Genomic DNA, 23,756 nt, shown 5'->3' on the forward strand with positions numbered 1-23,756 from the left:
GTGCTGGCTGTGCTGGCTGTGCTGGCTGTGCTGGCTGTGCTGGTCTGGGTGCTGGTTCACCCCGTCCTGGTCCTCCATGTCTCCCACGCTATCCACCTCCTCTGACGTCTCTGCCGGGGTGCCCGTCTCTGCCGTCCCTGCGGGGGAGCCCGTCCCGGCTGCCCTGTCGTGGGGGTCCTTCCCCGGCTCCTCCTGGTGCTGTTCAGTCTTCCGGCGCCCTCTGACACATCCCGGAGGAGCGGGACCAGCCGGCCAAAACGCAGGGTCAGATCCGACCGCCGGCGCCGGCCCGCCACTGAGCCCGGCCAGGCATCCGAACCCCGCCCGGACGACGCGTCTCACACGCGCACCAGAGTCTCGTCAGCAGATCCTTACACGTCATACGCGTGGGAACCCGCTGGTAACCGCGGTCCCGGTCACACCCCCGCGATATCATCTAGGCACCGACAGCAACGGGCGGCGATGAGGCCGTCCACGGCGAGACGAACAGGTGGCTGACGACGTGTCCAACGTGTCCGAGACTGAAACGACGACCCCCGTACCGAGCGCCGGGAGCCAGCAGAGCTACTCGCACCTCTCGCCGCGGCTGGCGGTGGGGGACTCTGAGCCGGATCGCAACCTCGCCCTCGAACTCGTCCGCGTGACCGAGGCGGCCGCCATCGCGGGCGGCGCCTGGGTAGGCCGAGGTGACAAGAACGGTGCCGACGGTGCCGCTGTCGACGCCATGCGCTCCCTGCTCGACACCGTGAACCTCAACGGGGTGGTGGTCATCGGAGAGGGAGAGAAGGACGAAGCCCCGATGCTCTTCAACGGTGAGCGGGTCGGCAACGGCGCCGGTCCCGAAGCCGACGTCGCCGTGGACCCCATCGACGGCACCCGCCTGACGGCGCTGGGCTACAACAACGCGCTGGCCGTTCTGGCGGTCGCGGAGCGCGGCTCCATGCTTGACCCCTCCGCGGTGTTCTACATGGACAAGCTCGTCACGGGTCCCGAGGCGGCCGACATGGTGGACCTCCGCCTGCCCGTGAAGCAGAACCTGCACCTCATCGCCAAGGCCAAGGGCAAGAGGATCAACCAGCTCAACGTGTGCGTGCTGGATCGGCCCCGCCACGCGAAGCTCGTGGAGGAGATTCGGGACGCCGGCGCCCGCACCCGCTTCATCATGGACGGCGACGTCGCCGGCGGCATCGCCGCAGCCCGAGAAGGCTCGGGTGTGGATGCGCTCATGGGGATCGGCGGCACGCCGGAGGGCATCGTGACCGCCTGTGCGATCCGCGCGATCGGCGGCGTGATCCAGGGGCGCCTGGCTCCGACCGACGAAGCCGAGCGGGAGGCTGCCGCCGCGGCCGGCCACGACGTCGACGACATCCTTACCACTGATCAGCTCGTCACCTCGGACAACTGCTACTTCGCCGCCACGGGGATCACCGACGGCGATCTGCTCCGGGGGGTCCGCTACGAGGGGGATCGGGTCACCACGCAGTCCATCGTCATGCGCGCCAAGTCCGGGACGGTTCGCACCGTGGAGGCGGAGCACCAGGCTCGGAAATGGGAGTCCTACACCCGCGCGTGATGACGGCGCCCCTCGCGGTCCTCCACGCCCCTGGTCAGCCAGCCCTTCCGGCTCCGTCCGTCATGTACTAGCGTGACCCGCGTCATGAAGCGCCGACGGACTCCGTGAGTGGTCACCGCCGGCGCCCTGGGGTTCTTTGAGGCGCCTGGAGACGGGCGGAGAGGGGCGAACTGTGGTCGGACGTCGGAGGTTCGGAGCGGGAGCAGCACTCGGGCTGGGAGCGTTGCTCCTGACCACGGCGGGGTCCGGCGTCGCGTCGGCCCAGGGGTCGCCGCCCGTGGATGACGTGATGGGCAACGCCCACGAACGGGCCCGGAGTGTGGTGGAGGCACTTGAGGTTCCGGCAGCGGACAGGATGGCGGCCACCGAGTACTGGACGCCTCGGCGCATGGCGCAGGCGCGTCCGCCCGTGCCGCATGTGGCGGAGAACGCTCAGGCCCGGATCCGCGATGTCTTCTCCGGCGCGCACTCCGGGACCCCGCGGACGGTCTCGTCGGCTGCGCCGTCGCCGCTGGTGGTGGCGGCAGGATCGCAGAGCAGCCTCGGTGACCCCTCGTCCGTTCCACACGTGGGCAAGGTCTTCTTCTCGACGCCGTCTGGGGACAAGGTCTGCTCGGCCAACCTGGTGGCATCCGAGAACCGCTCCACCGTGGCGACCGCCGGGCACTGCCTGCACGACGGCGCCGGGGGAGGCTTCGCGGAGAGGTTCGTGTTCGCCCCGGCCTATGACGAGGGGGAGTCGGAGCATGGAGTCTGGGCGGCGACCGAGCTGGTGGCCTCCCAGCAGTGGGTGTAGACCAGCGACCTGGAGCACGACTATGCCTTCGCCGTGGTCGAGGAGAAGAACGGCAGGACCGTCCAGGACGAGGTCGGCGCGTCCTCTCCCATCACGTTCAACGAGTCCCGTGGGCTCGACTACATCGCTTACGGGTATCCCGCTGCGGCGCCGTATGACGGGCAGACGCTGCGCCGGTGCGAGGGAACGGCCAGCGATGACCCCGCCGGCCGCAGCACCCAAGGCATCGACTGCGACATGACCGGCGGGGCCTCCGGTGGTCCATGGTTCCTCTCAGGGGGCGAGCAGAACTCTGTGAACTCGTATAAGTACGACGCCGACCCCGACTCCATGTATGGACCGTACTTCGGTGACGGGGCTGAGCAGCTCTACGACCACGCCTCGTCGAAGTGACGGCGGCTCCCACCTCCTGCCGGGGCGCTCGATGCATTCTGCAGGGCTCTGACCTGGCGTGATGATTCCTGACGCCGCATCCGCGGTGTCAGGGCCCAGCTCATGTGACTGTGGAGTTACTTTCTTCCCGCAACCTCTTCACAGATGTGAATCACGTTGCTACTGTGTCGTAGGTCACGGCCAGAGATCCGGCCGTGATGATTCCATGACACTCCTGAAAGGGGAGAACAAGCATGAGCATCAGGCGAATCATGAGCCTGGGCGGTGTCCTCGGACTGAGCGCTGCCGCACTGGTGACGGCGACCCCCGTCGCGGCAGACTCCACGACATACCCGGGGCAGGGGGCGGGCCCGGACCAGGCAGAGGTCGAGGCCGTGCCGGACGCAGAGCAGGAGGCCGCGGAAGAGTACTGGACTCCTGAGCGCATGGCCGAGGCCGAGCCGGTGGAGACGGAGCTCCTCGACGAGATCGACGGGGCCAGCCTGCAAGACGTCTTCAGTGACATCGAAGCGGCGAACCCGCGCACGGTGTCCCCGCACCGCAGCCAGTTGCAGAACCCGGCCGACAGCCCGCATATCGGCAAGGTCTTCTTCTCCACCAACCAGGGCGACTTCGTCTGCTCCGCCAACATCGTGGCCTCGGCGAACCAGTCCACGGTGGCCACCGCGGGGCACTGCCTGCACGACGGAAACGGCGGCCAGTTCGCACGCAACTTCGTCTTCGCCCCTGCCTACGACTACGGCGAGTCCGAGCACGGCGTGTGGGCCGCAGAAGAGCTGGTGACCTCCGCCGAGTGGGCGAACCGCGGCGACTTCGAGCATGACTACGCCTTCGCGGTCCTCGAGACCAAGGGCGGCACCACCGTGCAGCAGCAGGTGGGGACGGCGTCGCCGATCGCCTTCAACCAGCCGCGCGGCCAGTACTACAGCGCCTACGGCTACCCGGCCGCCGCGCCCTTCAACGGCCAGGAGCTCCACAGCTGCCACGGCACCGCCACGAACGACCCGATGGGCAGCAGCACTCAGGGCATCCCGTGCAACATGACCGGCGGCTCCTCCGGCGGCCCCTGGTTCCTCGGTCAGGGGACCGGCGGTGCCCAGAACTCTGTGAACTCCTACGGGTACACCTTCCTGCCGGACGTGATGTTCGGGCCGTACTTCGGCTCCGGGGCAGAGCAGCTCTATGACTACGCCTCCACCCGCTGAGGACGGCGTATCATCGGGGCTCAGGCCCTGAGGAGAGGATGACACGATGACGACCGTCGAGGGACACCTCAGCTCATCACCCGGCGACGACGCCGAGGAGGAGGCGCCCTCGGCGGTCGTCTCACATCGCCCGGAGCAGGACCCGGAGCAGGTCCGCGCCTACTGGACCGAGAAGCGACGCCGGGCCGCCCGCCCCCGACCGATGACGCTCCAGGGTGACAGGAAGAAGGACGACGGGGAGTCCACGGATCAGAGCGCCGACGACGGCACTGCACCGGGGGCGGCGACGAACACCTCCGACTGACCCTCGGAGGTCAGCACAGCTCGCTCTCCAGCGGTCAGGAGGACGGACTCGCCGGCGCCCACTGCGATCTCTGAAGCTTCGCTCCGAAGCAGGACCTCGCCGCGGAGGCACAGCACGACGGCGGGACCGTCTTGGGGAGCCCAGGTCGCGGTGTCGCCGTCGTCCAGCTCCAGACGGTCCAGTCGGAACTCCTCGCACGGCGGGGCGTAGCGGTGCCACCGCTCCGAGACCGGTTCGGGCGTGCACCACGGAAGCGGCAGCACGGCAGGGGTCGTGACCGCCAGCAGCTCATCGACGTCCACCGGTTTGGCGGTGAGCCCGCCGCGCAGCACGTTGTCGGAGCTGGCCATGATCTCCACCGCCACTCCGTGCAGGTAGGCGTGCAGGTTTCCGGCGGGCAGGTACAGGGCCTCACCGGGGGAGAGGTCCACCCGATTCAGCAGCAGGGTGACGATCACCCCGGGGTCGCCCGGGAAGGCGCCGCCGGCGCGCCGCAGCGTGTCCGCCGCCCCGTCGCAGAGCGCAGAGCCAGGGCGCACGGACTTCAGGGCGGGCACCACGAGGTCTGCGGCCTGCGCGAAGCCGCCGTGCGCGTCCCGCAGGATCAGCTCCAGGGCCTCTGCCAGGCGCTCGGCCTCCAACAGAGTCCGCAGCTGATTCAGCGCCTCGTCCACTCGTGCGGTGTCCGCCGGGCCCTCCGATCCCGTGCCCGCGGTGCGGAGCAGGTCCGCCACGGCGGCGACGTCGGCGGCGGCCTCGGGGCCGGGCCGGAATCCGCACAGGGCCGAGAAGTGCTCGACCGCCACCACCAGCTCAGGCTTGTGGTGGGCGTCCACATAGCGGCGACTTGGGGAGTCCAGCGGAACCCCGGCGGCCTCCTCCGCCGCGTAGCCGGCCCGGGCCCGTTCGGCGGTGGGGTGGGTTTGGATGGACAGGGGCTGTTCTGCCGCCAGCACCTTGAACAGGAAGGGGAGCTCCGGGAGGTCACCGAGCATCTCCGGACGGTGTGCCGGGAGATGGTCGAGGCTGATCCGGGCGCCGTCGAGGAGCACCTCTGACGGCGCGGCCGGGTGGGCGCCCATCCACAGTTCGGCCTGCGGCCCGTCGGCGGGCATGCCGAAGAGCCGCGGGAAGGCGGTGGCGGAGCCCCAGGCGTAGTGCCGCACGGGGTTGGTCATCCTGAGCATCGCGAGAACATTACCAGCGGGGAGGCCATGATCCGTCCGATTCCGGGCCTCGTCCAGGGAACTGTGGTCAACCTCCCAGGAAGCCGCCCGGCGCGGCCGCCCCTGTCCTCAGCGCAGCGGCGTGCACTCGTAGTTGCTGGACGCCGCCTGCTCCAGGACTCCCGTCTGTCCGGCGTCCTGCAGGTCGCGCAGGTACTCCGCCGTCAGCGGGGAGCCGTCCGGTTGGGTCGGCATCTCGACCTCGTTGTCCTCGATGGACGGTTCGTCGTCCTCCGCGGCGTCGCGGGTCTCTACCGACGCCGGCACCGTGCCTGAGGCGGAGGTCCCGCCGCTCGGAGATCCGGTCCCGGGGGAGAACGTCACCGTGCCCACGGTGGTGCCGACGGCTCCGAGGGAGCCGAACCAGCCGCCGTCGTCCTCTTCGTTCTCGATCAGTTCGTCCACCCGCTGGTGGATCTGGTCGAAGTCAGGGTAGGTGGAGAACTGCTCCCCGGCGGTGCCGAAGTCGGGGGCGCCCAGCACCAGGCGCTGCGGCTCGCGCTCCTTGGCGTCCACCGCGAGGTCGAGGAAGGAGCCCAGCTGGTGCTGCGGCAGGTTGGTCTCCACCACCTGCTCGCCGGCGTCCATGATCTCCGTGAACCGGGTCAGCAGGGTCTGCGGATTGAACTGGGCGACCATCGCCTGTTGGATGCACTGCTGGCGCTGGATGCGGTTGTAGTCCGAGGAGAAGGTCCGGGACCGGGCGTAGGCCAGGGCGTCCTTGCCGCTGAACGTGTATTCGCCCGGGCCCCACCAGTTGTCGCCCCAGGTGCCGTCCGGACGCGGGCCCCGGTAGGGGACCCAGCCGCCGGAGTCGACGGTGACCCCACCCATCGCGTCGATGAGCTGGGCGAAACCGTCCATGTCCACCATCACGTAGCCCTTGACCTCGAGGTCCAGGATGCCCGAGGCGGCGTCCATCATGGCCTCGGCGCCCGGGTCCTCGGCGTCGGGGTAGAGGTCCTGGTGCTGGTTCATCACGTCCGTGTACAGGAAGTTGATGATGCACTCATTGCCGCAGCTGTACCCGTCCGGATGCACATCCCACAGCGGGGAGTCCTCGCTGAACTGCGCGTTCTGGAAGTTCCGCGGGATCGAGATGAGGATGGACTCGCCGGTCCGCTCGTTCACGCTGACCACGTGGATGGAATCCGGGCGCAGGCCTTCCCGGCCCTCCCCGGCGTCGGCGCCGAGGAGCAGGAAGTTATAGCGGCCGTCGACGGCGTCGATGGCCGGACCGGAGCCGAAGATCCCGGAGAACGACTCGCGCGACTGGTTCACCAGATGCGCCCCGTAGCCCAGCGAGCCGGAGGTCACGACCATCAGCACCACCGTGGCCACGGTGACGATCGGTTTCAGGCCGGGAGCCAGGGTGGACAGGCGCAGCAGCCGGAAGGTGTCGATCCACAGCACGGCCCACCCGACGGCCAGCGCGACCAGCAGCACGGCGACCAGCCACATCACGAAGGGCCGCGTCATCAGGCCCAGCAGCAGTCCGCGCAGGGTGAAGAACATCACGACGCCGACCAGCACCACCGCCCACACGCTCACCGTGACGGTCAGCGCCTTGCGCCCGAAGCCGCGGTGCCCGGCTGCGATCTGCGCCGCACCCGGGACGACCAGTGTCAGCGCGAGCAGCAGCACCGCCCGACGGGTGCGGTCGGTGACGGAACCGTCCTCCGGCCGCCGGACGACGTCCGGCTCGGTGGAGAAGCGGTGATAGGTGACGGTGGGGTCGCTCATCGCTCAGGAATGGGTGTGACGACGGCGGTACGTGGGCAGCTCGGCGGCCTCGTCGCGCAGGGCGGCGCCCTTCGCGTGGGCCTGCGCGGCGAGGTCGGCGGCGAACTCGACCAGCTGCTCCCGAAGTCGGGCGGCCAGTTCACCGTCCCCGGCGGCCAGGGTGCGCGCCGCCAGCAGACCGGCGTTGCGGGCGCCTCCCACGGAGACCGTGGCGACCGGGACGCCGGCGGGCATCTGGACGATCGACAGCAGCGAATCCATGCCGTCGAGATGCTTCAGCGGTACGGGGACCCCGATGACAGGAAGCGGGGTGACGGAGGCGAGCATGCCGGGCAGGTGCGCCGCACCCCCCGCTCCGGCGATGATCACCCGCAGGCCGCGCTGGTGGGCGGTGCGGCCGTAGTCGATCATCTCCTCGGCCATCCGGTGGGCGGAGACGACGTCGGCCTCGAATGGGATGCCGAACTCGTCGAGCGCCTCGGCGGCGGCCTTCATGGTGGGCCAGTCGGAGTTCGAACCCATCACGAGTCCGACCAGGGCGGTGGTGTCCTCGGCCATCGGTGCCGGTCCCTTCCTCAGGTGGTTCAGCGGTGGTCAGCGGTGGTCGTCAGTCGTCAGTGGTCGTCCCGGTGATGAGCGCGGCGGCGTGCAGCGCCCGGCTCTGCGCCCGGTCGAGCTCCGCGGCGGCGACGGCGACCTCCCCGGGCTCGGGGGCGAGCACCACATTGACGTGCCCGACCTTGCGGCCGGGGCGCGGCTCCTTGCCGTAGAGGTGGATCTTGGCCTCGGGGGCGTGCCGGGCGGCCTCGGGGACCCCGGCGTGCAGGTCTGAGGCGGAGGCGCCGAAGAGATTCTTCATCACAGTGCGGCCGCCCGGGCCGCCGATCGGGGCGGTGGAGCCCAGCGGCAGGCCGAGCACGGCCCGCAGGTGCTGCTCGAACTGACCGGTGACGGCGCCGTCCATGGACCAGTGCCCGGAGTTGTGGGGGCGCATGGCCAGCTCGTTGACGTAGACGCCGGCCCGCTCGCCGTCGGTGATCTCGAAGAGCTCGACGGCCAGCATCCCGGTCACGCCGAGCTTCTCCGCGATGAGCCGGGCGATGCTGGCCGCGTCCTCCATGTGGGTGGGGTGGGAGCGCGGGGCCGGGGCGACGACGATGTCACAGACGCCGTCGGTCTGGGTGGACTCCACCACCGGGTAGGCGCGGATCTCTCCGACGGCTGAGCGCGCCACCTGGGCGGAGAGCTCTCGGGTGAAAGGGATCTTCTCCTCGGCGAGCAGCCCGGTGCCCTGCTCCGCGGCGCGGTCGAACCAGTCCTGGGCGGCGGACGCTGAGGCGGAGGAGTCGATGATGCGCACACCCTTGCCGTCGTAGCCGCCGCGGGGGGTCTTCAGCACCACCGGCCAGCCGGTGTCGTCGCCGAAGTCGCGCAGCTCCGCGACAGTGTGCACCGCGGCCCAGTGCGGATTGGGCAGGCCGAGCTGCTCGACGGCGCGGCGCATGGCCAGTTTGTCCTGGGCGTAGAGCAGCGCCTCGGGTCCCGGATGCAGCGGGGTGCCCTGGGCGGTGAGGGCGTCGAGCACCTCGGCGGGCACATGTTCGTGGTCGAACGTGACGACGTCGACGTCGGCGGCGAAGGCCGTCACGTCCTCCACGCTGCGATAGTCGCCCAGTGTGGTGCGGGGGATGACCCGGGCGGCGGAGGCCTCGGCGCTGCCCGCCAGCAGGCGCAGCTCGACGCCGAGCTCGACGGCGGCCGGCGCCATCATGCGGGCCAGCTGCCCGTCGCCGAGGACGCCGACGCGGGGTGCGTCGCCGCGGGCCGCGGCGGACAGGTGGGGCGCGGTGTCAGGGGTGGGAGCTTCGGCTGCAGTCACAGTCCCTCATTATGGAGCATCGGGGGCGCGGCGTCGGTGATGGGACACGCACCCAAGGATCGCGGGGCCGCCGAGCAGGGGCCCGCTCGGCGTCGTGATTCTCCTCATACCGGGGGCATCCGCCAGGAAGCTCGCAGGGGACGTCCAGACGAGTCCGTACACTGGACGTCGGCAGGACGCCGCGGCCTCAGGGTCTGCCGGCCTGCCGTGTTCCCCCGTTTCCGCTGATGGAGTCTCCCCGGTCCATGATCTCCCGCCTCTTTGTCCGCATCCGTGACCTGTTCCTCGCCGTGTGGCGGGAGGTCGCGAAGTTCGGCGTCGTCGGCGGTGTGGCCTTCGTGATCGACTCCGCTGTGTTCCTGTGGCTGCTCAGCGGCCCTCTCGACGACTCGCAGCTCAAGGCGAAGGTCGTCGCCGGGGCTGTGGCCACCCTGTTCTCCTGGGTGGCCAACCGGTACTGGACCTTCCGGCACAGCCGCACCCGGGGCAAGATGCGGGAGCTGGTGATGTTCCTGCTGATGAACGCGATCGGGCTGGGCATCCAGACCGGCTGCGTGGGGGTGAGCAAGTATCTCCTCGGGATGGACTCCGTCACTCAGGTGTTCATCGCCGGGAACGTCATCGGGCTGGTGCTGGCCACAGCATTCCGCTTCTTCGCCTATAAGTTCTGGGTGTTCACCGGGGAGCCGGCGGAGCGTGAGGCCGGTCCGCACATGATCTCCGACCGGGAGCTGCTCACCGGCGAGATCCCGGTGGTCACCGGCTCGCACCGCACCACCGGCGAGGGCCTCAGCCGACCCCCTCGTTCCTGAGGATCGTCTCCCACTGCTGCGCGGGGATGCCCTCGGGGCCCGGCTGCACCAGCACGGCGGTGCGTCCCTGCGCCCACGCGCCGAGCAGCGCCGTCTCCGCGTCGTCGTCCCAGCGCACCGGGCTCCAGGTGCTCCAGCCCGCCGCGGCGTCGGCGACGTCGTGCAGCCCCTCCGCCGTGGAGCACAGCAGGTCCCGGGGCTCGCTCGGCACAGGCGGCAGCGCCACCTCCGGGAGTGCGCTCAGGAGCTGGTCCGGATGCTGGCGCACCTCAGCGGAGACGTCGAGCACCCACCCTGGCAGTGACGTGCCGACGGCGTCGGCGTAGGAGTCGTCCAGCAGGCCGGGGGACAGGGCGGCCAGCTCGGCGTCCCCCAGCGCGTCGGTGTCCGTCCAGTCCTCGGGGCGATCGGTGATGACCAACGCCGGTTCGCCGCCCGGGGAGCCCAGCGTCACCCGACAGCCGAGGGCGCCGGCGGCGAGGACGGCGGCGCAGGCCTTCCAGTGGGGCGCGCAGTGGATCAGCACGTCGGCGCCGTCGTCGAGCTCGACCTCCTCGCGCAGCAGACCGACGAGCTTGACCGCCCAGTTCTGCAGCACCCGTCCAGAGAGCTCCACCCGGTCCCCGTCGGGGCCGTACCAGACGACAGAGGGTCGCGGGCGGCCCCCCAGAAGCTCGAACAGCGCTGGGAAGTCCCTGGGCGCTTCGTGTGAAAAGGTGCTCAAGCTGAGCGGAGCCATGGAGTCCTCCTGTTCCGCCACACCGATCCCACAGTGGTCTTTGTGCGGCGTGTCGGGCGTCATGACGCGGATCGAAGCCTGTGGAGAGCGGCCTCACACCACTTGACGGATGGTTACTTACGCCAGTGTAATTAGGGGGTGACGGCGGCCCCGCCGCATGGTCGTCACAGACACCGTCACATGATTGTCCCGAACACCACTGACACGGATCACAGGGGAGGCCCTCCATGGGGAACGCACAGCGGCTGAGCGACGAGCAGCACGAGCAGTCTCGCGCCGCCCAGCGACCCGCTCTGGACGTCCCCGCCGACTGGTTCGTGGATCCGGCCGATCCGCAGGCCGCGGAGCGTCTGGAGCACGGCAAGGCCCTCGAGGATCAGGCCACGGCTTTCCTCGCCGCCCATGAGGAGGCGGAGAAGCAGTCCGAGGACGAGCCCCGCTCGGCACGGGCCGTCGAGGCCCCGGTGGCGCTCAGTGAGGCTCCTTCCCGTCGCACTGACCGCGAGCCCGAGGTCGAGGCGCCGCGTACCGAGACCTGGATCGGCCTGCCCTCCCTCATCCCCGCCGAGCAGATCGAAGGCGAGCTGGCCTGGCAGGTGGACGCTCTCTGCGCCCAGACGGACCCGGAGGCGTTCTTCCCGGAGAAGGGCGGCTCCACCCGGGATGCGAAGAAGGTCTGCGCCGCCTGCCACGTCAAGCAGGAGTGCCTGGACTACGCCCTGGCCAATGACGAGCGCTTCGGCATCTGGGGAGGTCTCTCCGAGCGCGAACGCCGCAAGCTGCGGAAGCGAGCGATCTGATCGCCGCCACCCTGAGCCCGCGCATCGCCGCTGTCGTCCTGCACGGCGGCGGCGATTCCTCGTCTGAGGCCCGAGAGTCCCCGCAGGCACTGCAGGAGGCCATTGAGTCCCAGACGCGCGCGCCCGACCACGTGGTGGAGCTCTCCGCCGCAGGCTTCCGAGGACCTCAGGACCTCTCCCGATCCCTGCGCTCCCACCTGATCCGTGACCGGGCCACGGCGGCCCGCACCACCGGCCCCGGACCCGGCGGAAGCCGGGTGACCTCTCTGTGGCGGCAGCTGGAGCGTCGGCTGCCCGAGGGATTCTCCGACGCGGCCGACTGGTTGTGGATCCTCCCCGAGGACGCCGCCCCGGAGCCTGGAACTCTCGCGGCGCTCGAGGAGCGGCTGTTCACGGTCACCGACGAGGAGACCCACCCGGACATCCAGGTCATCGGCGCCAAGCAGCTGGATCCGGGTGATCGCCTGGTGGACGTGGGGCTGTGGTCCGCCCGCTCCGGGGAGGTCATCCCGCTCAACGAGCCGAAGGAGCTCGACCAGGGCCAGTACGACGGCCGCGACGCCGTGCCCGCGGTGGCCCCCCACGGCATGCTGGTGCGCGCCTCGCTCTTCGGCGCCCTCGGCGGCTTCGACCCGACGCTCCCGGCCGACTACGCGGCGGCCCAGTTCTGCCGCCGCGCCCGCGAGGCCGGGGCGCATGTCGTCGTCGCTCCGGACGCCCGGATCAGGCGGCTGGATCCTCCGCCGCGGACGGAGGTCCACCGTCTGGGCGGCATGCTGCATCTGCCGAGTCCTGCGCGGCGGGCCCAGGTCCGCCGACGGCTCGCCGAGGCGCCGGCGGCCGCCGTGCCGCTGCTGTGGCTGGGCCAGTGGCTGGCCGCCGTGCTGCGCGCCGTCGTCCTCACCGCGGTGAAGGCGCCGGATGCGGCTGTCGCCCAGCTGGCCGCCACGGTGGTCGCTCTGCTCGACCCCGCCACGATCCTCCATTCCCGGCGGTTCATCCGCCAGGGACGCCGGGCCGCAGGAGCGCCCCCGGCGTCGCAGCGGCGTCGGGTCCAGCGTGCCGCACGCCTGGATGCGGCCGCGCTGCGCGCCCATCGGCGGCGGCTGCCCACCGCGGAGACCGTCGCCCCGCAGCATGCCGGCTACGGCTTGGCGGGGGCACGGACCGTCGATGAGGACGACCATGACGCGCTGCTCGGCCAGGACTCCGCCCACGGCGAGTTCGATCAGATGCCGACCCGACGCTCCGGCGACCGCCTGGGCCTGTTCCTCATGCTGCTGGGCCTGACCGGGATCTCCCTGCTGGTCTTCCGTGATCTGCTCACCGCCGAGGCGCTGACCGGTGGCGCGGCGTTGCCGGTGACGCCGTCCACGGCCGAGATCGCCGCGTCCACGGTCAGCCTCATCGCCCCGGAGGGTCTGGGCGCCCTGGCCGGCGCGGATCCTTTCGCTCTGGTCCTGCTGATCCTGTCTCTGCTCACCGGCGGCCACGCCTCCCTGGTGCTGGTGTGGCTGACGGTGCTGGCCCTGCCGCTGGCCGGGCTGACCGCCTGGCTGGCTTCACGGCTGGTCACCGATCGGGCCACCGTACGGGTGGTCGCGGCGCTGCTCTGGGTGGGGGTGCCGAGCCTGCACATCGCGCTCGGTGAGGGCCGGGTGGGTGTCGTGCTGGTCCACGTGCTGCTGCCGCTGGTGCTGCTCGCAGCCGTCCGGGCTCTGGACCTGGACCCTTCCGGCCGCGGCTCCGGGCTGTACGCCGCCTCCTGGGAGCACGCGGCGGCAGCCGCGCTGCTGCTGGCCGTGGTCACCGCCGCGGCGCCGATCCTGCTGGTGCTGGCGGTGCTGGTCTGCGTGGTGGGCGCGCTGGTGCTGCGCCGTCGGGGCCGGGTGCTGTGGCTGATGCCGCTGCCTTCGCTGGCTCTGGCCGCGCCGATGCTCGGCTCGGCCCTCCTGACCCGCCAGAACGTCGTGGCGGTGCTGCTCTCCGATCCGACCCGCCCGATCAGCGCCGCGGATGCGCCCCTGTGGCAGCAGCTGCTCGGCCACTCTCGACCCTTCGATCCGCTCGCCGGCCTGCAGGGGAGCGCCATCCCGGAGCTGTTCACCGGGGACCTGTGGAGCCTGCGGCTGGCGCTGATCGTCGGCGCTCCGCTGCTGCTGGTCGCCCTGCTGGGAATCGCCACCGCCACCGCGCGGAGCACCCATGCCCTCGTCGCGGGCGCGGTGCTTCTGGGCGCCCTGGGGCTCTCCGCGGCGGCGTCGCGCCTGGCCGTTGCGGACGACGGCGTGGCCCTGATCCCCGCCGACGTCGGACCGCTGGTCACGGTGATGGCCTTCTGTCTGCTGATCGCCGCCGTCGGGTCCCTGGACCGGCTGCCGCGTGCGTTGCCCCGCTGGGGCGCCACGGCGGCGCCGGTGGCCGCCACACTGCTGGTCCTGGCGGTGGTGGCGTCCTTGGGCTCCTGGGCGGTGCCGCGGGCCCTTCCGTCGGTGCATCTGACCGGCGAGGCGCTGACCCCGGTGAGCCAGGACCTCGTGCAGATCGCCCCGGGGCAGGTGCGGCAGGTGCCCGCCACCGCGGCCGACCAGGGCACCGGGCCGGCGCAGCAGCGCACCTTGGTGCTCGACGCCGGCAGCGAGGGCGTGGTCGGCGAGCTCGTCTCCGGCCAGGGACGCATGCTGGACGCGCAACGCGCCGTGGTGACCGCCGGGGGTGTGCCGGACCGACAGCTCAGCGCCGGGGACCGTCGGCTGGGGCAGCTGGTCGCCTCGCTGGTGACCCCCGGCTCCGGGGAGGTGGGTCCCCTGATGGAGGAGCTCGGGGTCGGGCATGTGCTGATCCGTTCCGTCGAGGACTCACCGTTGGTGGACGCCGTGGACACCGCCTCCGGCCTGATCGCAGTCGGCCCCACCGACCGTGGGCTGCTCTGGCGGGCCGAAGTGCCGGAGGACCGGGAGGTCCTCACCACGGAGGAGGTGGAGGGTGCCTCCACCTCCTGGGCCCGACTGGTGGACCAGTACGGGCAGACGGTCGCCCTGCTGCCCTCCCAGGACGGACAGGTGGAGGTGGAGCTCGAGGGACTCCGCGACGCCGAGGGTCAGCCCCTGGCGGGGGAGGAGGATCTGATGCTGCGGATGGCCACGGCGCAGGCCTCGGGCTGGACCGCACAGCTCAACGGGAAGGACTTGGAGCCGGCACCGGGCGGCACGTGGGCGCAGAGCTTCCACCTGCCCGCCGGAGAGGCCTCCGGTGTGCTGACCGCCTCGCATTCGAGCCCGTACCGGTGGCCGATGCTCGGCCTGGTGGGAGGGTTCCTGCTGCTGGTGGTGCTGATCGCAGTGCCGCTGCCCCGCGGGGCCCGACTGCTCCCGGTGGCCGGCGATGAGGAACTCGCACGGATGGCCGGACGGCACACGGCCGGGCGATCCGCAGATGGACAACCTGACGGACGAGGGGAGCGGCCATGAACGCGCGGACGGTCCGTCGCCACCTCCGTCAGGCGAAGAGACAACGCCGCCGCGAGGAGGCAGAGCAGCGTCGCCAGGCCACCGGGCGCAGCACCCGACCTCCCGGGTCGGGAGCGCGGGTGCTCGCCGTCGTCGTCGCGGCGGGCGTGGCAGGGATCGCGGTGGGATCGGCGGTGCAGGACCCGCGCGGGGAGACGTGGGAGCCGGCGCCGGTGGATGCGGCTGCGTTCCCGGCTGCGGGATCGGGCACGGCCCACGTCTGCCCGCCGATGCCGGGGCTGGCCGCCTCGCTGACCACCGACGGGCTGCTGCAGTACCGGCAGCGCGACGACTCCGCGCTCGGTCGCTTCCAAGCCCTGGTGCTCGCCGCCGACGACGCCGGCACCTTCCCGGCGGCCGCGTGGGCACAGCTGGGCGAGCGGTATCGGGTGAACACCACCGAGCTGACCGAGGCGGAGGAGACCGTCACCGGCGACGTGGTCTATGACGTCCTCGGCGCGATGACCCGCACACCGTTCCTGGAGATCGAGGCGCTGCCCGAGGGAGCCTCCGGCGCCGCCGCCGCCCGGTACACCTACGCCGCCGACACCGGACCAGTGACCGGTCTGGCCACCCGGGACTGCACGGTCCCGCAGCGCTCCCACTGGTTCTTCGGCCCTGAGCTCGGCGCTGGGGCCACCGCCCTGCTGACCTTGGCCAATCCGTACGACCGGCCCGCCACCGTCGAGGTGGTCGGCTATGACACCGACGGGCACCGGGGCTCCTCGGGGACCCGGACTCTGGTGGTGCCGGGGGAGACGGTGCGCACCGTGAACCTCGCCGCCCTGGCGGGCACGGACGCCGAGCTGGGGATCTCCGTGGAGTCCTCCGGAGCCCCCGTGACCGCCCAGGTGCAGTCCTCGCGGGCGGTGGGCCTGACCGGTCAAGGGGTGGACTTCCTGCCGGGGATCTCGGCACCGGACACCGAGCACGTGATGCCGGGGGTCCCGGTGCCCGAGTCCACCGAGGACGACCCCGCCGCTCGGCCCGCGGAGCTGTGGATCCACTCCGCCGGACAGTCACGGACCACCCTGGAGCTGCAGGTCTACGGCGACGACGGCGTGGAGCTGCTGGACAACCCGGCCGTGTTCACCGTGGAGCCCGGCGAGGTGGACGCGGTCCCGCTGCAGGGGCTGGAGGCCGGGGTCTACGACGTCGTCCTCCGATCCGATGAGCCCACCTATGCGGCGGTGTCCAGCCACGGCGTGGCCGGAGGAGACGGCGACTCCGCGACGGACTTCTCCTGGCAGGCCTCCGCGGTGCCGCTGACCGAAGGCTCCGGGACGATCATCCCGGATGTGGGTGAGTCCTCGCTGCGGCTCACCAGCCTGCAGGTGGAGGGCCAGGTGGCCTATCGGCTGGTGGAGGCGGACGGCACATTCTCCGCGGCGGAAGAGGTGACCGTGCCTGCGGAGGGGGCATTGACCCTCGAGCCGGAGGACCTCGGCGACGCCGTCGCCGTCGTCGTGGAGGAGACTGCTCCGGGGCTGTATGCGGCGCTGACCACCCAGGATGAGGGAGGGCTCGCGCTGAGCACCGTAGACCTGCTGCGGGACCCGGACCGGACCGTGCCGGTGCGGCTGCGGCACTGACCCGTTCTGCGGACCCGAGTCCGCCGGTGCGCCTCCCGGTCCTTGTCCGTGACGTCGGCTAGGGTGGTGCACCGTGGATTCCTCGCGACGATGCACTCGAAGCGGCTGTGGGCGACCGGCGGTCGCCACGCTGACCTACAGCTATCAAGACTCCACGATCGTGGTGGGGCCGATGAGCGTGTACTCCGAGCCCCACAGCTATGACCTGTGCGGCCACCACGCGGACACGGTGAACCCGCCGCGCGGCTGGGAGGTCATGCGCCTGGACTACCCCTCGACGCCCGCGGAGCCGCCGGACGACCTGCTCGCCCTGGCGGATGCGGTCCGCCACCGTGACGACGACGCCGGCGCCGGGGCGCGTCCGGCCGGCCGGGCCACCTCCGGCGAGGACACCGGGTCCCACGCCCCGGGCACGCTGCCGACTCGGGAGAGCCGCACGCGCCTGGAACCGCCTACTCCGGAGGCGGCCCTCACTCGGGGTCATCTGCGTCTGCTCAGGGACTGAGGTCCGCAGGGTCTCCCGAGTCCAGCGAGGCTGAGGCAGTTCGATTGACGTGCATGATCCGCACGTGGACACGCTCCGGTTCCACTTCCAGCATCGCCGCGGCCGTTCGGACCACGGCGTCTGCCACCTCCGAGGCAGGACGTGTGCCGTCGGTGTGGCAGTCGATGTAGACCTCGCGGACGCCGCCCCGGGAGACGACGTCGATCCCGGTGGCCCGCTCGTCAGTATCCGGGCGCAGCAGCGACCGGGTCGCCGAGGCGAGGATCTGCCGAAACCCTGGCACCACCTGGGCGGCACCCGGAATCTGTTCGACCGCGGCCACGAGCCGCTGCTCAGCAGACAGATGATCTTCAGACGTCATGGATGTCCTCCACCTGGATGTCCAGCGATGTCAGATGGGAGCCGACCAACTCACCCACTGCCTGGGCGATGCGGCTCCGGAGCATGGCGTCGACGGCGGGCACGGAGATGTCATGCTGAATGGTCACCGAGACCTGCACGCTCAGAGCCGACGGCCCGGGCGAGCCATCGGCGTCGTCCCCGGAGTCGTCGACGTCGACCCGCACACGACGGGCGACGAGGCCGGGCTCCTGGTCGGCAGCATCGCGGATGATCTTCCGGATCGTCGCGGTGAGCATCTCGAAGCGGTGGCCTGATGGGGTGGACAGTTCGGTGGTGGGTCCGAGCACCGATTCCCGCTGCACGATGTCCATGACGCGATTTCGCAGTGAGTCCAGCGTGCCAGTGATGTCGGCGTCGTCTTCGCGGAACTCGTCGATGACGCCCTGAAGCCGGTCGTAGCTGGCGCCGAGGGCTGCCTCGTCGAGTCCGGGGTCGTCGGCGTCATGGCGTGGACGGTCGGTCATGCCCATCCCTCCATTCCCCTGACGATCGTCGCTCGGGCCCGGTGGATCCGGCCCCGGACGCTGCCTTCGGTGCTGTCCATCACCTGCGCGATCTCGGCGTAGGACTGACCATGGACCTCGTACAGCAGCCACGCCAGCCGCTGCTCCGCGGGCAACGTGGTCAGCACCCTCTCCAAGTGACGCACAGCTGCCCCGCGCTCCGCCGTCTCCTCCAGCGACGGGGCGGTGGAGACGACGTCCGCGAAGTCGGCCGGATCCGCGGCCGCAGTGCGCTGCCGTTCCCTGCGGCGGATGACGTCGATGCAGGCGTTGCTGGTCAGCCGATAGATCCAGGTTCTGAACCGGTCGGTGTCCTCCAGGGTATCGAGTCGGCGCCAGACTGTCAGGAAGGTGTCCTGCACGATGTCCTCGGCCTCGGAGCGATCCCGCAGCATCCGCACCGCCAGACGCAGCAGGGGCGCCTCGTAGGCGTCCAGCAGCTGCTCGAAGGCAGCGACGTCGCCGTCCTGCGCCCGCGCGACCACCGTGGCCTCGTCGACGAGCGCCGGAGGTTGGAGCGCCTGCCTGCTTCTCATGCGCATATGTTACCCCTGAGTCAGGCGTTGTGGGACGGCAGGGGTGCGGAGACGGCACCGGAAGAAATCTTCGCCGAAGACCGTGAGGATTCGCCCAGGCGGACGTCTCCACTGGTGTCAACGTCTCGCAGAACAGGCGGCGAGACCGCACACGAAGGAGAACAGCATGGCAGAGAACCGTCAGAGCGCCACCCCATCCGCCGTTGCTCAGAACAATTCGGGCAGCACGGGGAAGGCAGTGCAGGCTTCCCGGCCGGAGCAGCCCGCTGACAGCCCACTGGTCACGGCCTACGGCACCACCACGGTCGAGGAGACGGTGGTGCAGAAGCTCTCCGGCATCGCCGCACGCGAGGTGCCGGGCGTGTACGCCATGGGCAGCGCAGCCCGCCGAACCTTCGATGCCATCTCGGAGCGGATCCCCGGGTCGAAGACCCAGGTCAGTGGAGGCGTCTCCGTCGAGAAGGGCGAGAAAGAGACCGCCATCGACCTGACCGTCATCGTCGAGTACGGCGCCGCTGTGGTCGAGGTGGCGGAGACCATCCGTCGCAATGTGATCCGGGCAGTGGAGCACGGAACCGGGCTGAAGGTCGTCGAGGTCAACATCACTGTCGCCGACGTGCACCTGCCGGAGGACGAGGACGACAGCGACGACCACGATCTTGCCTGAGCGTCGACCTGCTGGAGAGGAGCGCAACATGAACACGACCATCGCAGGCCTCTTCGTCGGCCTCGTGCTGGGTCTCGTCGCCGTCTTCGCCGGTTTCCTGGCCATGCTGGGCGTCGCGTTCTTCGCCGCCCTGGGACTGGTGGTCGGTGCGGTCCTTGAGGGGCGGCTCGACCTGGCCAGGTTGCTCTCTGGTGAGAGGGCTCGGCGATGAGCACCGCAGAACCCGCCGGCGGGCGTCTCGTGGTCCACGAGGCGGTGGTGGAGAAGTCGGCTGCCCAGGCGGCCTCGGAACTCCCTGAGGTCTGGGCCGCAGGACGGGGTCTGCTGGGTCTGCGCACTGTGGACCGCAACACCCGGCCCCAGGTGGAGGCGACCCTTGCCGGCGACACCGTCGCCTTGGCGGTGCGCCTGGCCCTGCCGTACCCGATCCCGGTGCGCGAGGTCACCGAGTCTGCTCGGCGGCATCTGCGGGACCGGGTGGAGACCCTCACCGGTCTGAGGGTGCGTCTGGTCGATCTCCAGATCGAGCGGATGGGGTCCTCCCGACGCCTCGCCACCGGGGACGGCGGAGGAAGGAGGCTCGCATGACGCGAGGGCATCTGACCAGACGCAGGCCACAGCGGGTCATAGCCTCCTGGATTGTCGGCGTCGCCGTGCTCATCGTGGCGGGACTGGCCGGCTGGGCCTCCGGACTGCTCCTGGCCGGAGAGCGGGTGTCCGCCCTGGAGACCGCCGGAACTCTCAGCTGGGAGTCACCAGGGACGCTCGCCCTGGGCGCCGTGCTGCTGCTGGCCGGTCTGCTGGTCCTCTGCGCCGCAATGTGGCCGGGCCGGCCCGTGGTCTCCTCGATCGAGTCCGCGGGTCTCGGATCCGACAGTCCCATCGATGACCTGCAGTGCGCGGTGACCACGCGGGGTCTGGGGCGTCTGGCGGAAGGAGAGGCACAGCGTACCGACGGCGTGACGGCGGTGCGAGCCCGTGCCACCGGGCGGCGTCTCACGGTGGAGGCACAGTCTGTCGCCGCTGAGCTCCCCGAGACGCGGCAGGAGATCCAGGACCGGATCAGCCAGAGGCTCCAGGGCCTTCAGCTGCGCAGGACGCCTCGGGTCGTCGTCCGCGTCCGGCGGGGAGGTGTCTCATGATCCTCCGATCTGCTGCGCGCAACCGGCTCTGGCTCGCCGTCATCGGACTCGTCTCTGTGCTCGCTGGGAGCGTCCTGCTGCTGGTGGGCACCGGGCTCGCCGCGGAGCTGGAACACCTGTTGCCTGACAGCGTGGTGCTCCCGTCGACCGGCCAGACCCTCGAGGAGGCGGTGGCAACGCTGGACTGGATGCCCGCGGTGGTCCTCACCGTGAGCGTCCTGGTGGCCCTGGGGGTGCTGGTCTGGCTCATCCGCGGTGTTCCCCGTCCTCCACGGAGTCCCGAGCTGCAGCTTCAGCAGGACGGAAGGACCGGAGTGACGGTGCTTCCGGCCAAGGTGCTCGCCTCTGCCGTGGAGGAGGCCGCCGAAGACGTCCCCGATGTGGTCAGCGCGGATGCCCATATCGGAGGTCAGGCGCGGCGTCCTCAGGTCATGCTCGTCGTGGAGGCTGAGGAGCGAGGAGACCTTGCGGAGCTTCTGGATCGACTGATCCAGGACGTCTGCGGTGACCTGGCGCGCTCCCTGGAGACGCGACTGGGCTCGGTCAGCATCGTCCTGGACCCCGTCCTGCGCACCCGAGCCTCCTCCACGGCCACTGTCACGCGTCCATCCCCTGGGGTGGAACTCAGGCGGCACGACGACGCACCCGTCGTGGGCCGCTGATCATCACCGTCTCCGCCCGGAGAATCACTTCTCATCTCAGAAAGTAGGCACTTTTCATGACCATCATCGGTTGGATCGTCGTCGGCCTGATCGCCGGCGCCCTGGCTCGTCTGATCCTGCCCGGCAAGCAGGGCGGCGGCTGGCTCAGCGCCATGCTGCTCGGCGTCGTCGGCGCGATCGTCGGCGGGCTGCTGTTCGGCCTGTTCGGGGGCAAGGGCGTGGGCGATGTGCTCAGCGACCCCTGGTCCTGGGGCTCGTTGGGCATCGCTGTGATCGGCGCGCTGGTGTTCTCCGTCGTCTGGGGCTTCCTGACGAAGCGCCGCTGACACCCTCGGCGGGTGCGGTCATACCAGTGACCGCACCCGCCGGTCGGTCGCTGCGGCGACCCACGAAACCTCAGACCAACGATGCCCGCCGGGCACGATCCACGAGCGGCCTTCTGGCGACGTATGTGCGACTGTCAGGCCTTGACCAGACTCCAGGAGGCACTCTCGGCGATGGGACATGCCCGCACAGCTCCGGCTGCAAGAGATGAACAGGCGAGAATCGACGTCGTCGCGGTACGCCCCCTGAGCGACACCGCCAAGCTCGCGCCGTGGTCCCCCGGGACGGTGACGTTCTCTGACGTGCCCGAGGGAGCAGCGCCCCGCCGTGACCGGATGATCACCGTGTCGGTCCACGAGCACCAGTTGTCGGCGGGACCACCGACGACGGCTCAGGTCGCCATCTCTGTCCACGAATCGGCGCCGATGAGCTACACGCATGCGCAGGCTGTGGGCCTGGCGATCTACGAACTTGCGGTGATCTGTGGAGGCACCGGCCCTGATGCATCCCCGTGTGCGGTGGATGCTCCCCAGACAGGCGAGATGGGTGCTGCGGTCGTTCGGGAGCCGGCGTGGACATTCGACGGCGTGCCGCCTGGGATCCTGTGGTCGCCGCCGTCGCTCATGTCCCAGTTCGACTCCGAGTTTCTTCACTTGGTTCCCCGCTGGTTCGCGTTCCGCAGGACGAGTCCAGCGGCGCGTCGCCTGATCGGCGACATCCTGCGCAGCGGGGGAATCAGCCCTGAGGGGCGGCTTGTCCTGCTGATCTCAGCGCTCGAGACGTTCTGGGCGACGACCACTGGTAGGAGCCTCCGTCAGCGCAAGGACATGCCCCTGAGATACAAACTTGCTGAGCTGGCCCAGTCGGCAGGGCCGCAGAGGGCCGGCCCGGACGAGGAAACCTCGTGTGTGCTGCTGCCGCAAGGAAGTTCGGCCTGGGCGGCACAGCTCGTGTCATTGAAGAATCAGCTCGCCCACAGCGGAAGGACACAGCCGGGAACGCCCGCCGTACTCGAGGAGCTGGCATGGCAGTCCTACACCGTCCTCCACCGTGCGTTGCTCCGTCACCTGAGCCGAGCCGCCATCGCCCCTGGAACCCAGACTCCATGAACGAACGTCCGACCATTCACACCCATACCGAGGAGATGATGTGACACCGAAGAATCATTCGCAGTCCGCGCCCGCACCTGCGGAGCAGGACGGGGCCCGACGAAGAGCCCCCCGAGCCGTACGAAGGGCCGTCGCGGTCGCAGGAGCGCTGTGTTTCGCAGTCGGCGCAACACTGACGGCGGCGACGCCGGCATCCGCCGTGGTGTCCACGGTGACGCCCGCTCCGAACCCTGCGTTGACAGATCAGTGTGAATTGGATGTGGCGGTCAGCATCGACCTGTCGAACTCCATCAGCAGCCAGCAGCTCGACGCACTGCGTTCTGGTCTCGTGGAGTTCTCACAGTCGCTGGAGGAGTATCCGGTTCGGCTGGCGTTCCACAACTGGGCGTCGTATGCGCCTGCTACGTCCCAGGCGTCGAATCAGCCCCTGGGACTCACCGATACTTCGGGCGCAGGATTGGAGACCATCGGCCAGCACGTGGATGGCATCCAGCGGCCAGGAACCATGCAGGGTGGCACGAACTGGGATCGCGCGTTTCAGGCGCTGAGCGGCGCTGGTGAGAGCTACGATGCTGTGCTCTTCGTGACAGACGGAAACCCGACCCAGTGGGGACTGCCGCCAAGGGGTCTGGGGAACGCCACTGATCAGGCCACGATCGATGCTGCCGTGACCAGCGCCAATCAGGTCAAGGAGGCCGGGACTCGCGTCATCGGCGTCGGAGTCGTCGACAACCTGACGCACTCCGAGTACGGCCTGTTTCACGAGCACATGCCCCAGGTCAGCGGTCCGCAGTTTGGCGACGACTACCTTGAAGTTGACTTCGCACGACTGCGCAACGCACTCATCGGTCAGATCGACAAGCAGTGTGCGGGCGTTTCGGTCGAGAAGAACGGTCTGTTCGTCGAGGGAGGGCCCGGGCACGCGGGAGATGATGTCCGTTACGAATTCACCGTGACCAACACCGGGGCACTCACACTGCGGGACGTTCAGCTGACCGACGCCTTGGAGGGAATCTCTGAGATCGAGTACGGAGAGTGGCCGGATGAGCCTCATGTCCTTGCGCCGGGACAGTCAGTCAGCGCGTGGGCAACATACACCGCCACTGACGCAGATGCGGACGCAGGGATCATCGAGAACCACGTGACAGTGGAGGGGACGCCGCCGAGCGAGGGCGATCCGGTGACGGACGAAGACGAGCACGAGCTCCCGGTAGAGTCCACGGACGGTGGCACTGAGGACGGTGGCACTGAGGACGGTGGCACTGAGGACGGTGGCACTGAGGACGGTGGCACTGAGGACGGTGGCACTGAGGACGGTGGCACTGAGGACGGTGG

At 70.2% G+C, this 23,756-nt stretch carries 25 protein-coding genes; 17 read left to right on the top strand and 8 right to left on the bottom strand.

Going from position 1 to position 23,756, the window contains the following annotated elements; genetic code table 11:
- Positions 1–511: 511 nt before the first annotated feature.
- The 5 genes from glpX to ABD658_RS14090 all read left to right on the top strand — a co-directional run bounded on the left by glpX (position 512) and on the right by ABD658_RS14090 (position 4,271).
- Entirely contained in the window at positions 512–1,573 is a 1,062-nt protein-coding gene (gene glpX / locus ABD658_RS14070; RefSeq protein WP_344744845.1) for a class II fructose-bisphosphatase, read from the top strand.
- Positions 1,574–1,862: 289 nt separating this feature from the next.
- The gene (locus tag ABD658_RS14075; RefSeq protein WP_344681716.1) at positions 1,863–2,369 is read left to right on the top strand and encodes a trypsin-like serine peptidase; all 507 of its coding nucleotides are present in this window, start codon (positions 1,863–1,865) and stop codon (positions 2,367–2,369) included.
- Positions 2,370–2,402: 33 nt separating this feature from the next.
- Complete coding sequence (locus ABD658_RS14080; RefSeq protein WP_344681719.1) at positions 2,403–2,762, top strand: trypsin-like serine peptidase; 360 nt, start codon at positions 2,403–2,405, stop codon at positions 2,760–2,762.
- 233 nt (positions 2,763–2,995) lie between these two features.
- Positions 2,996–3,967: a trypsin-like serine peptidase gene (locus ABD658_RS14085; protein WP_344681721.1), complete on the top strand. Its 972-nt coding sequence runs from the start codon at positions 2,996–2,998 to the stop codon at positions 3,965–3,967.
- 46 nt (positions 3,968–4,013) lie between these two features.
- Positions 4,014–4,271, top strand: coding sequence for a hypothetical protein (locus ABD658_RS14090; RefSeq protein WP_344681723.1), 258 nt, complete (start codon positions 4,014–4,016; stop codon positions 4,269–4,271).
- Here ABD658_RS14090 and manA read toward each other — a convergent pair.
- The 4 genes from manA to ABD658_RS14110 form a co-directional block, all read right to left on the bottom strand.
- On the bottom strand, positions 4,217–5,449 hold the full coding sequence (gene manA, locus ABD658_RS14095) for a mannose-6-phosphate isomerase, class I (protein WP_344681725.1): 1,233 nt from the start codon (positions 5,447–5,449) through the stop codon (positions 4,217–4,219). The genes ABD658_RS14090 and manA overlap by 55 nt on opposite strands.
- A 117-nt stretch (positions 5,450–5,566) precedes the next feature.
- Positions 5,567–7,240, bottom strand: coding sequence for an LCP family protein (locus tag ABD658_RS14100; RefSeq protein ID WP_344681727.1), 1,674 nt, complete (start codon positions 7,238–7,240; stop codon positions 5,567–5,569).
- A 3-nt stretch (positions 7,241–7,243) separates the two neighbouring features.
- Complete coding sequence (gene purE / locus ABD658_RS14105; RefSeq protein ID WP_070162487.1) at positions 7,244–7,798, bottom strand: 5-(carboxyamino)imidazole ribonucleotide mutase; 555 nt, start codon at positions 7,796–7,798, stop codon at positions 7,244–7,246.
- Positions 7,799–7,847: 49 nt separating this feature from the next.
- Positions 7,848–9,011, bottom strand: coding sequence for a 5-(carboxyamino)imidazole ribonucleotide synthase (locus ABD658_RS14110; RefSeq protein ID WP_344744864.1), 1,164 nt, complete (start codon positions 9,009–9,011; stop codon positions 7,848–7,850).
- 353 nt (positions 9,012–9,364) lie between these two features.
- On the opposite strand from ABD658_RS14110, the gene ABD658_RS14115 reads away from it, so the two are divergent.
- Positions 9,365–9,931: a GtrA family protein gene (locus tag ABD658_RS14115; protein WP_344681732.1), complete on the top strand. Its 567-nt coding sequence runs from the start codon at positions 9,365–9,367 to the stop codon at positions 9,929–9,931.
- Here the strand turns inward: ABD658_RS14115 and ABD658_RS14120 are convergent.
- Entirely contained in the window at positions 9,909–10,733 is an 825-nt protein-coding gene (locus tag ABD658_RS14120) for a TIGR03089 family protein (RefSeq protein WP_344681734.1), read from the bottom strand. The genes ABD658_RS14115 and ABD658_RS14120 overlap by 23 nt on opposite strands.
- 164 nt (positions 10,734–10,897) lie before the next feature.
- On the opposite strand from ABD658_RS14120, the gene ABD658_RS14125 reads away from it, so the two are divergent.
- From ABD658_RS14125 to ABD658_RS14140, 4 genes are all read left to right on the top strand, one after another.
- Positions 10,898–11,470: a WhiB family transcriptional regulator gene (locus ABD658_RS14125; RefSeq protein WP_344744850.1), complete on the top strand. Its 573-nt coding sequence runs from the start codon at positions 10,898–10,900 to the stop codon at positions 11,468–11,470.
- Positions 11,471–11,601: 131 nt separating this feature from the next.
- Positions 11,602–14,940, top strand: coding sequence for a hypothetical protein (locus ABD658_RS14130; RefSeq protein WP_344744852.1), 3,339 nt, complete (start codon positions 11,602–11,604; stop codon positions 14,938–14,940).
- A complete protein-coding gene (locus tag ABD658_RS14135; RefSeq protein WP_344684193.1) occupies positions 14,937–16,571 on the top strand; it encodes a DUF5719 family protein in 1,635 nt (544 codons plus the stop codon). Before ABD658_RS14130 ends, ABD658_RS14135 begins: the two co-directional genes overlap by 4 nt.
- Positions 16,572–16,644: 73 nt before the next feature.
- Positions 16,645–17,076: a DUF3499 domain-containing protein gene (locus ABD658_RS14140; RefSeq protein ID WP_344684190.1), complete on the top strand. Its 432-nt coding sequence runs from the start codon at positions 16,645–16,647 to the stop codon at positions 17,074–17,076.
- Here the strand turns inward: ABD658_RS14140 and ABD658_RS14145 are convergent.
- The 3 genes from ABD658_RS14145 to ABD658_RS14155 are packed head-to-tail and all read right to left on the bottom strand — an operon-like array spanning position 17,066 to position 18,517.
- Complete coding sequence (locus tag ABD658_RS14145; protein ID WP_344684188.1) at positions 17,066–17,437, bottom strand: hypothetical protein; 372 nt, start codon at positions 17,435–17,437, stop codon at positions 17,066–17,068. The two genes, ABD658_RS14140 and ABD658_RS14145, sit on opposite strands and share 11 nt — an antisense overlap.
- The gene (locus tag ABD658_RS14150; RefSeq protein ID WP_344684185.1) at positions 17,427–17,942 is read right to left on the bottom strand and encodes a hypothetical protein; all 516 of its coding nucleotides are present in this window, start codon (positions 17,940–17,942) and stop codon (positions 17,427–17,429) included. The genes ABD658_RS14145 and ABD658_RS14150 overlap by 11 nt, the downstream gene beginning before the upstream one ends.
- Positions 17,939–18,517 carry an RNA polymerase sigma factor gene (locus tag ABD658_RS14155; protein WP_344684182.1) on the bottom strand — a complete coding sequence of 193 codons (579 nt, stop codon included), beginning with the start codon at positions 18,515–18,517 and terminating at the stop codon, positions 17,939–17,941. Before ABD658_RS14155 ends, ABD658_RS14150 begins: the two co-directional genes overlap by 4 nt.
- A gap of 166 nt (positions 18,518–18,683) precedes the next feature.
- Here ABD658_RS14155 and ABD658_RS14160 point away from each other — a divergent pair, with 166 nt between their 5' ends.
- The 7 genes from ABD658_RS14160 to ABD658_RS14190 form a co-directional block, all read left to right on the top strand.
- Positions 18,684–19,184 carry an Asp23/Gls24 family envelope stress response protein gene (locus tag ABD658_RS14160; RefSeq protein WP_311026064.1) on the top strand — a complete coding sequence of 167 codons (501 nt, stop codon included), beginning with the start codon at positions 18,684–18,686 and terminating at the stop codon, positions 19,182–19,184.
- Positions 19,185–19,212: 28 nt separating this feature from the next.
- Complete coding sequence (locus ABD658_RS14165) at positions 19,213–19,395, top strand: hypothetical protein (protein WP_344684179.1); 183 nt, start codon at positions 19,213–19,215, stop codon at positions 19,393–19,395.
- Positions 19,392–19,772, top strand: a complete 381-nt coding sequence (locus tag ABD658_RS14170; protein WP_311026066.1) for an Asp23/Gls24 family envelope stress response protein — start codon at positions 19,392–19,394, stop codon at positions 19,770–19,772. Before ABD658_RS14165 ends, ABD658_RS14170 begins: the two co-directional genes overlap by 4 nt.
- Positions 19,769–20,326 (top strand): DUF6286 domain-containing protein, encoded by a 558-nt coding sequence (locus tag ABD658_RS14175; RefSeq protein ID WP_344684176.1) that lies wholly within the window; start codon positions 19,769–19,771, stop codon positions 20,324–20,326. The genes ABD658_RS14170 and ABD658_RS14175 overlap by 4 nt, the downstream gene beginning before the upstream one ends.
- On the top strand, positions 20,323–20,988 hold the full coding sequence (locus ABD658_RS14180) for an Asp23/Gls24 family envelope stress response protein (protein ID WP_344684174.1): 666 nt from the start codon (positions 20,323–20,325) through the stop codon (positions 20,986–20,988). The genes ABD658_RS14175 and ABD658_RS14180 overlap by 4 nt, the downstream gene beginning before the upstream one ends.
- 56 nt (positions 20,989–21,044) lie before the next feature.
- On the top strand, positions 21,045–21,314 hold the full coding sequence (locus ABD658_RS14185) for a GlsB/YeaQ/YmgE family stress response membrane protein (RefSeq protein ID WP_344684172.1): 270 nt from the start codon (positions 21,045–21,047) through the stop codon (positions 21,312–21,314).
- 1,366 nt (positions 21,315–22,680) lie between these two features.
- Positions 22,681–23,756, top strand: a 1,076-nt coding sequence (locus ABD658_RS14190) for a DUF7507 domain-containing protein (protein ID WP_425574514.1), incomplete at its 3' end; no start/stop codon positions are given.

Source organism: Nesterenkonia aethiopica, assembly GCF_039534665.1.
GTDB classification, from domain to species: Bacteria; Actinomycetota; Actinomycetes; order Actinomycetales; family Micrococcaceae; genus Nesterenkonia; species Nesterenkonia aethiopica.

Excerpts from the sequence above, each read along its gene's own strand:
- ABD658_RS14170 (WP_311026066.1), top strand. The coding sequence starts at position 19,392 with ATGAGCACCGCAGAACCCGCCGGCGGGCGTCTCGTGGTCCACGAGGCG.
- ABD658_RS14160 (WP_311026064.1), top strand. The coding sequence starts at position 18,684 with ATGGCAGAGAACCGTCAGAGCGCCACCCCATCCGCCGTTGCTCAGAAC.
- ABD658_RS14165 (WP_344684179.1), top strand. The coding sequence starts at position 19,213 with ATGAACACGACCATCGCAGGCCTCTTCGTCGGCCTCGTGCTGGGTCTC.
- ABD658_RS14085 (WP_344681721.1), top strand. The coding sequence starts at position 2,996 with ATGAGCATCAGGCGAATCATGAGCCTGGGCGGTGTCCTCGGACTGAGC.
- manA (WP_344681725.1), bottom strand. The coding sequence starts at position 5,449 with ATGACCAACCCCGTGCGGCACTACGCCTGGGGCTCCGCCACCGCCTTC.
- ABD658_RS14185 (WP_344684172.1), top strand. The coding sequence starts at position 21,045 with ATGACCATCATCGGTTGGATCGTCGTCGGCCTGATCGCCGGCGCCCTG.
- ABD658_RS14155 (WP_344684182.1), bottom strand. The coding sequence starts at position 18,517 with ATGAGAAGCAGGCAGGCGCTCCAACCTCCGGCGCTCGTCGACGAGGCC.
- ABD658_RS14115 (WP_344681732.1), top strand. The coding sequence starts at position 9,365 with ATGATCTCCCGCCTCTTTGTCCGCATCCGTGACCTGTTCCTCGCCGTG.
- ABD658_RS14090 (WP_344681723.1), top strand. The coding sequence starts at position 4,014 with ATGACGACCGTCGAGGGACACCTCAGCTCATCACCCGGCGACGACGCC.
- ABD658_RS14120 (WP_344681734.1), bottom strand. The coding sequence starts at position 10,733 with ATGACGCCCGACACGCCGCACAAAGACCACTGTGGGATCGGTGTGGCG.
- purE (WP_070162487.1), bottom strand. The coding sequence starts at position 7,798 with ATGGCCGAGGACACCACCGCCCTGGTCGGACTCGTGATGGGTTCGAAC.
- ABD658_RS14135 (WP_344684193.1), top strand. The coding sequence starts at position 14,937 with ATGAACGCGCGGACGGTCCGTCGCCACCTCCGTCAGGCGAAGAGACAA.
- ABD658_RS14150 (WP_344684185.1), bottom strand. The coding sequence starts at position 17,942 with ATGACCGACCGTCCACGCCATGACGCCGACGACCCCGGACTCGACGAG.
- ABD658_RS14100 (WP_344681727.1), bottom strand. The coding sequence starts at position 7,240 with ATGAGCGACCCCACCGTCACCTATCACCGCTTCTCCACCGAGCCGGAC.
- ABD658_RS14180 (WP_344684174.1), top strand. The coding sequence starts at position 20,323 with ATGATCCTCCGATCTGCTGCGCGCAACCGGCTCTGGCTCGCCGTCATC.
- ABD658_RS14175 (WP_344684176.1), top strand. The coding sequence starts at position 19,769 with ATGACGCGAGGGCATCTGACCAGACGCAGGCCACAGCGGGTCATAGCC.
- ABD658_RS14145 (WP_344684188.1), bottom strand. The coding sequence starts at position 17,437 with ATGACGTCTGAAGATCATCTGTCTGCTGAGCAGCGGCTCGTGGCCGCG.
- ABD658_RS14075 (WP_344681716.1), top strand. The coding sequence starts at position 1,863 with ATGGGCAACGCCCACGAACGGGCCCGGAGTGTGGTGGAGGCACTTGAG.
- ABD658_RS14110 (WP_344744864.1), bottom strand. The coding sequence starts at position 9,011 with ATGATGGCGCCGGCCGCCGTCGAGCTCGGCGTCGAGCTGCGCCTGCTG.
- ABD658_RS14125 (WP_344744850.1), top strand. The coding sequence starts at position 10,898 with ATGGGGAACGCACAGCGGCTGAGCGACGAGCAGCACGAGCAGTCTCGC.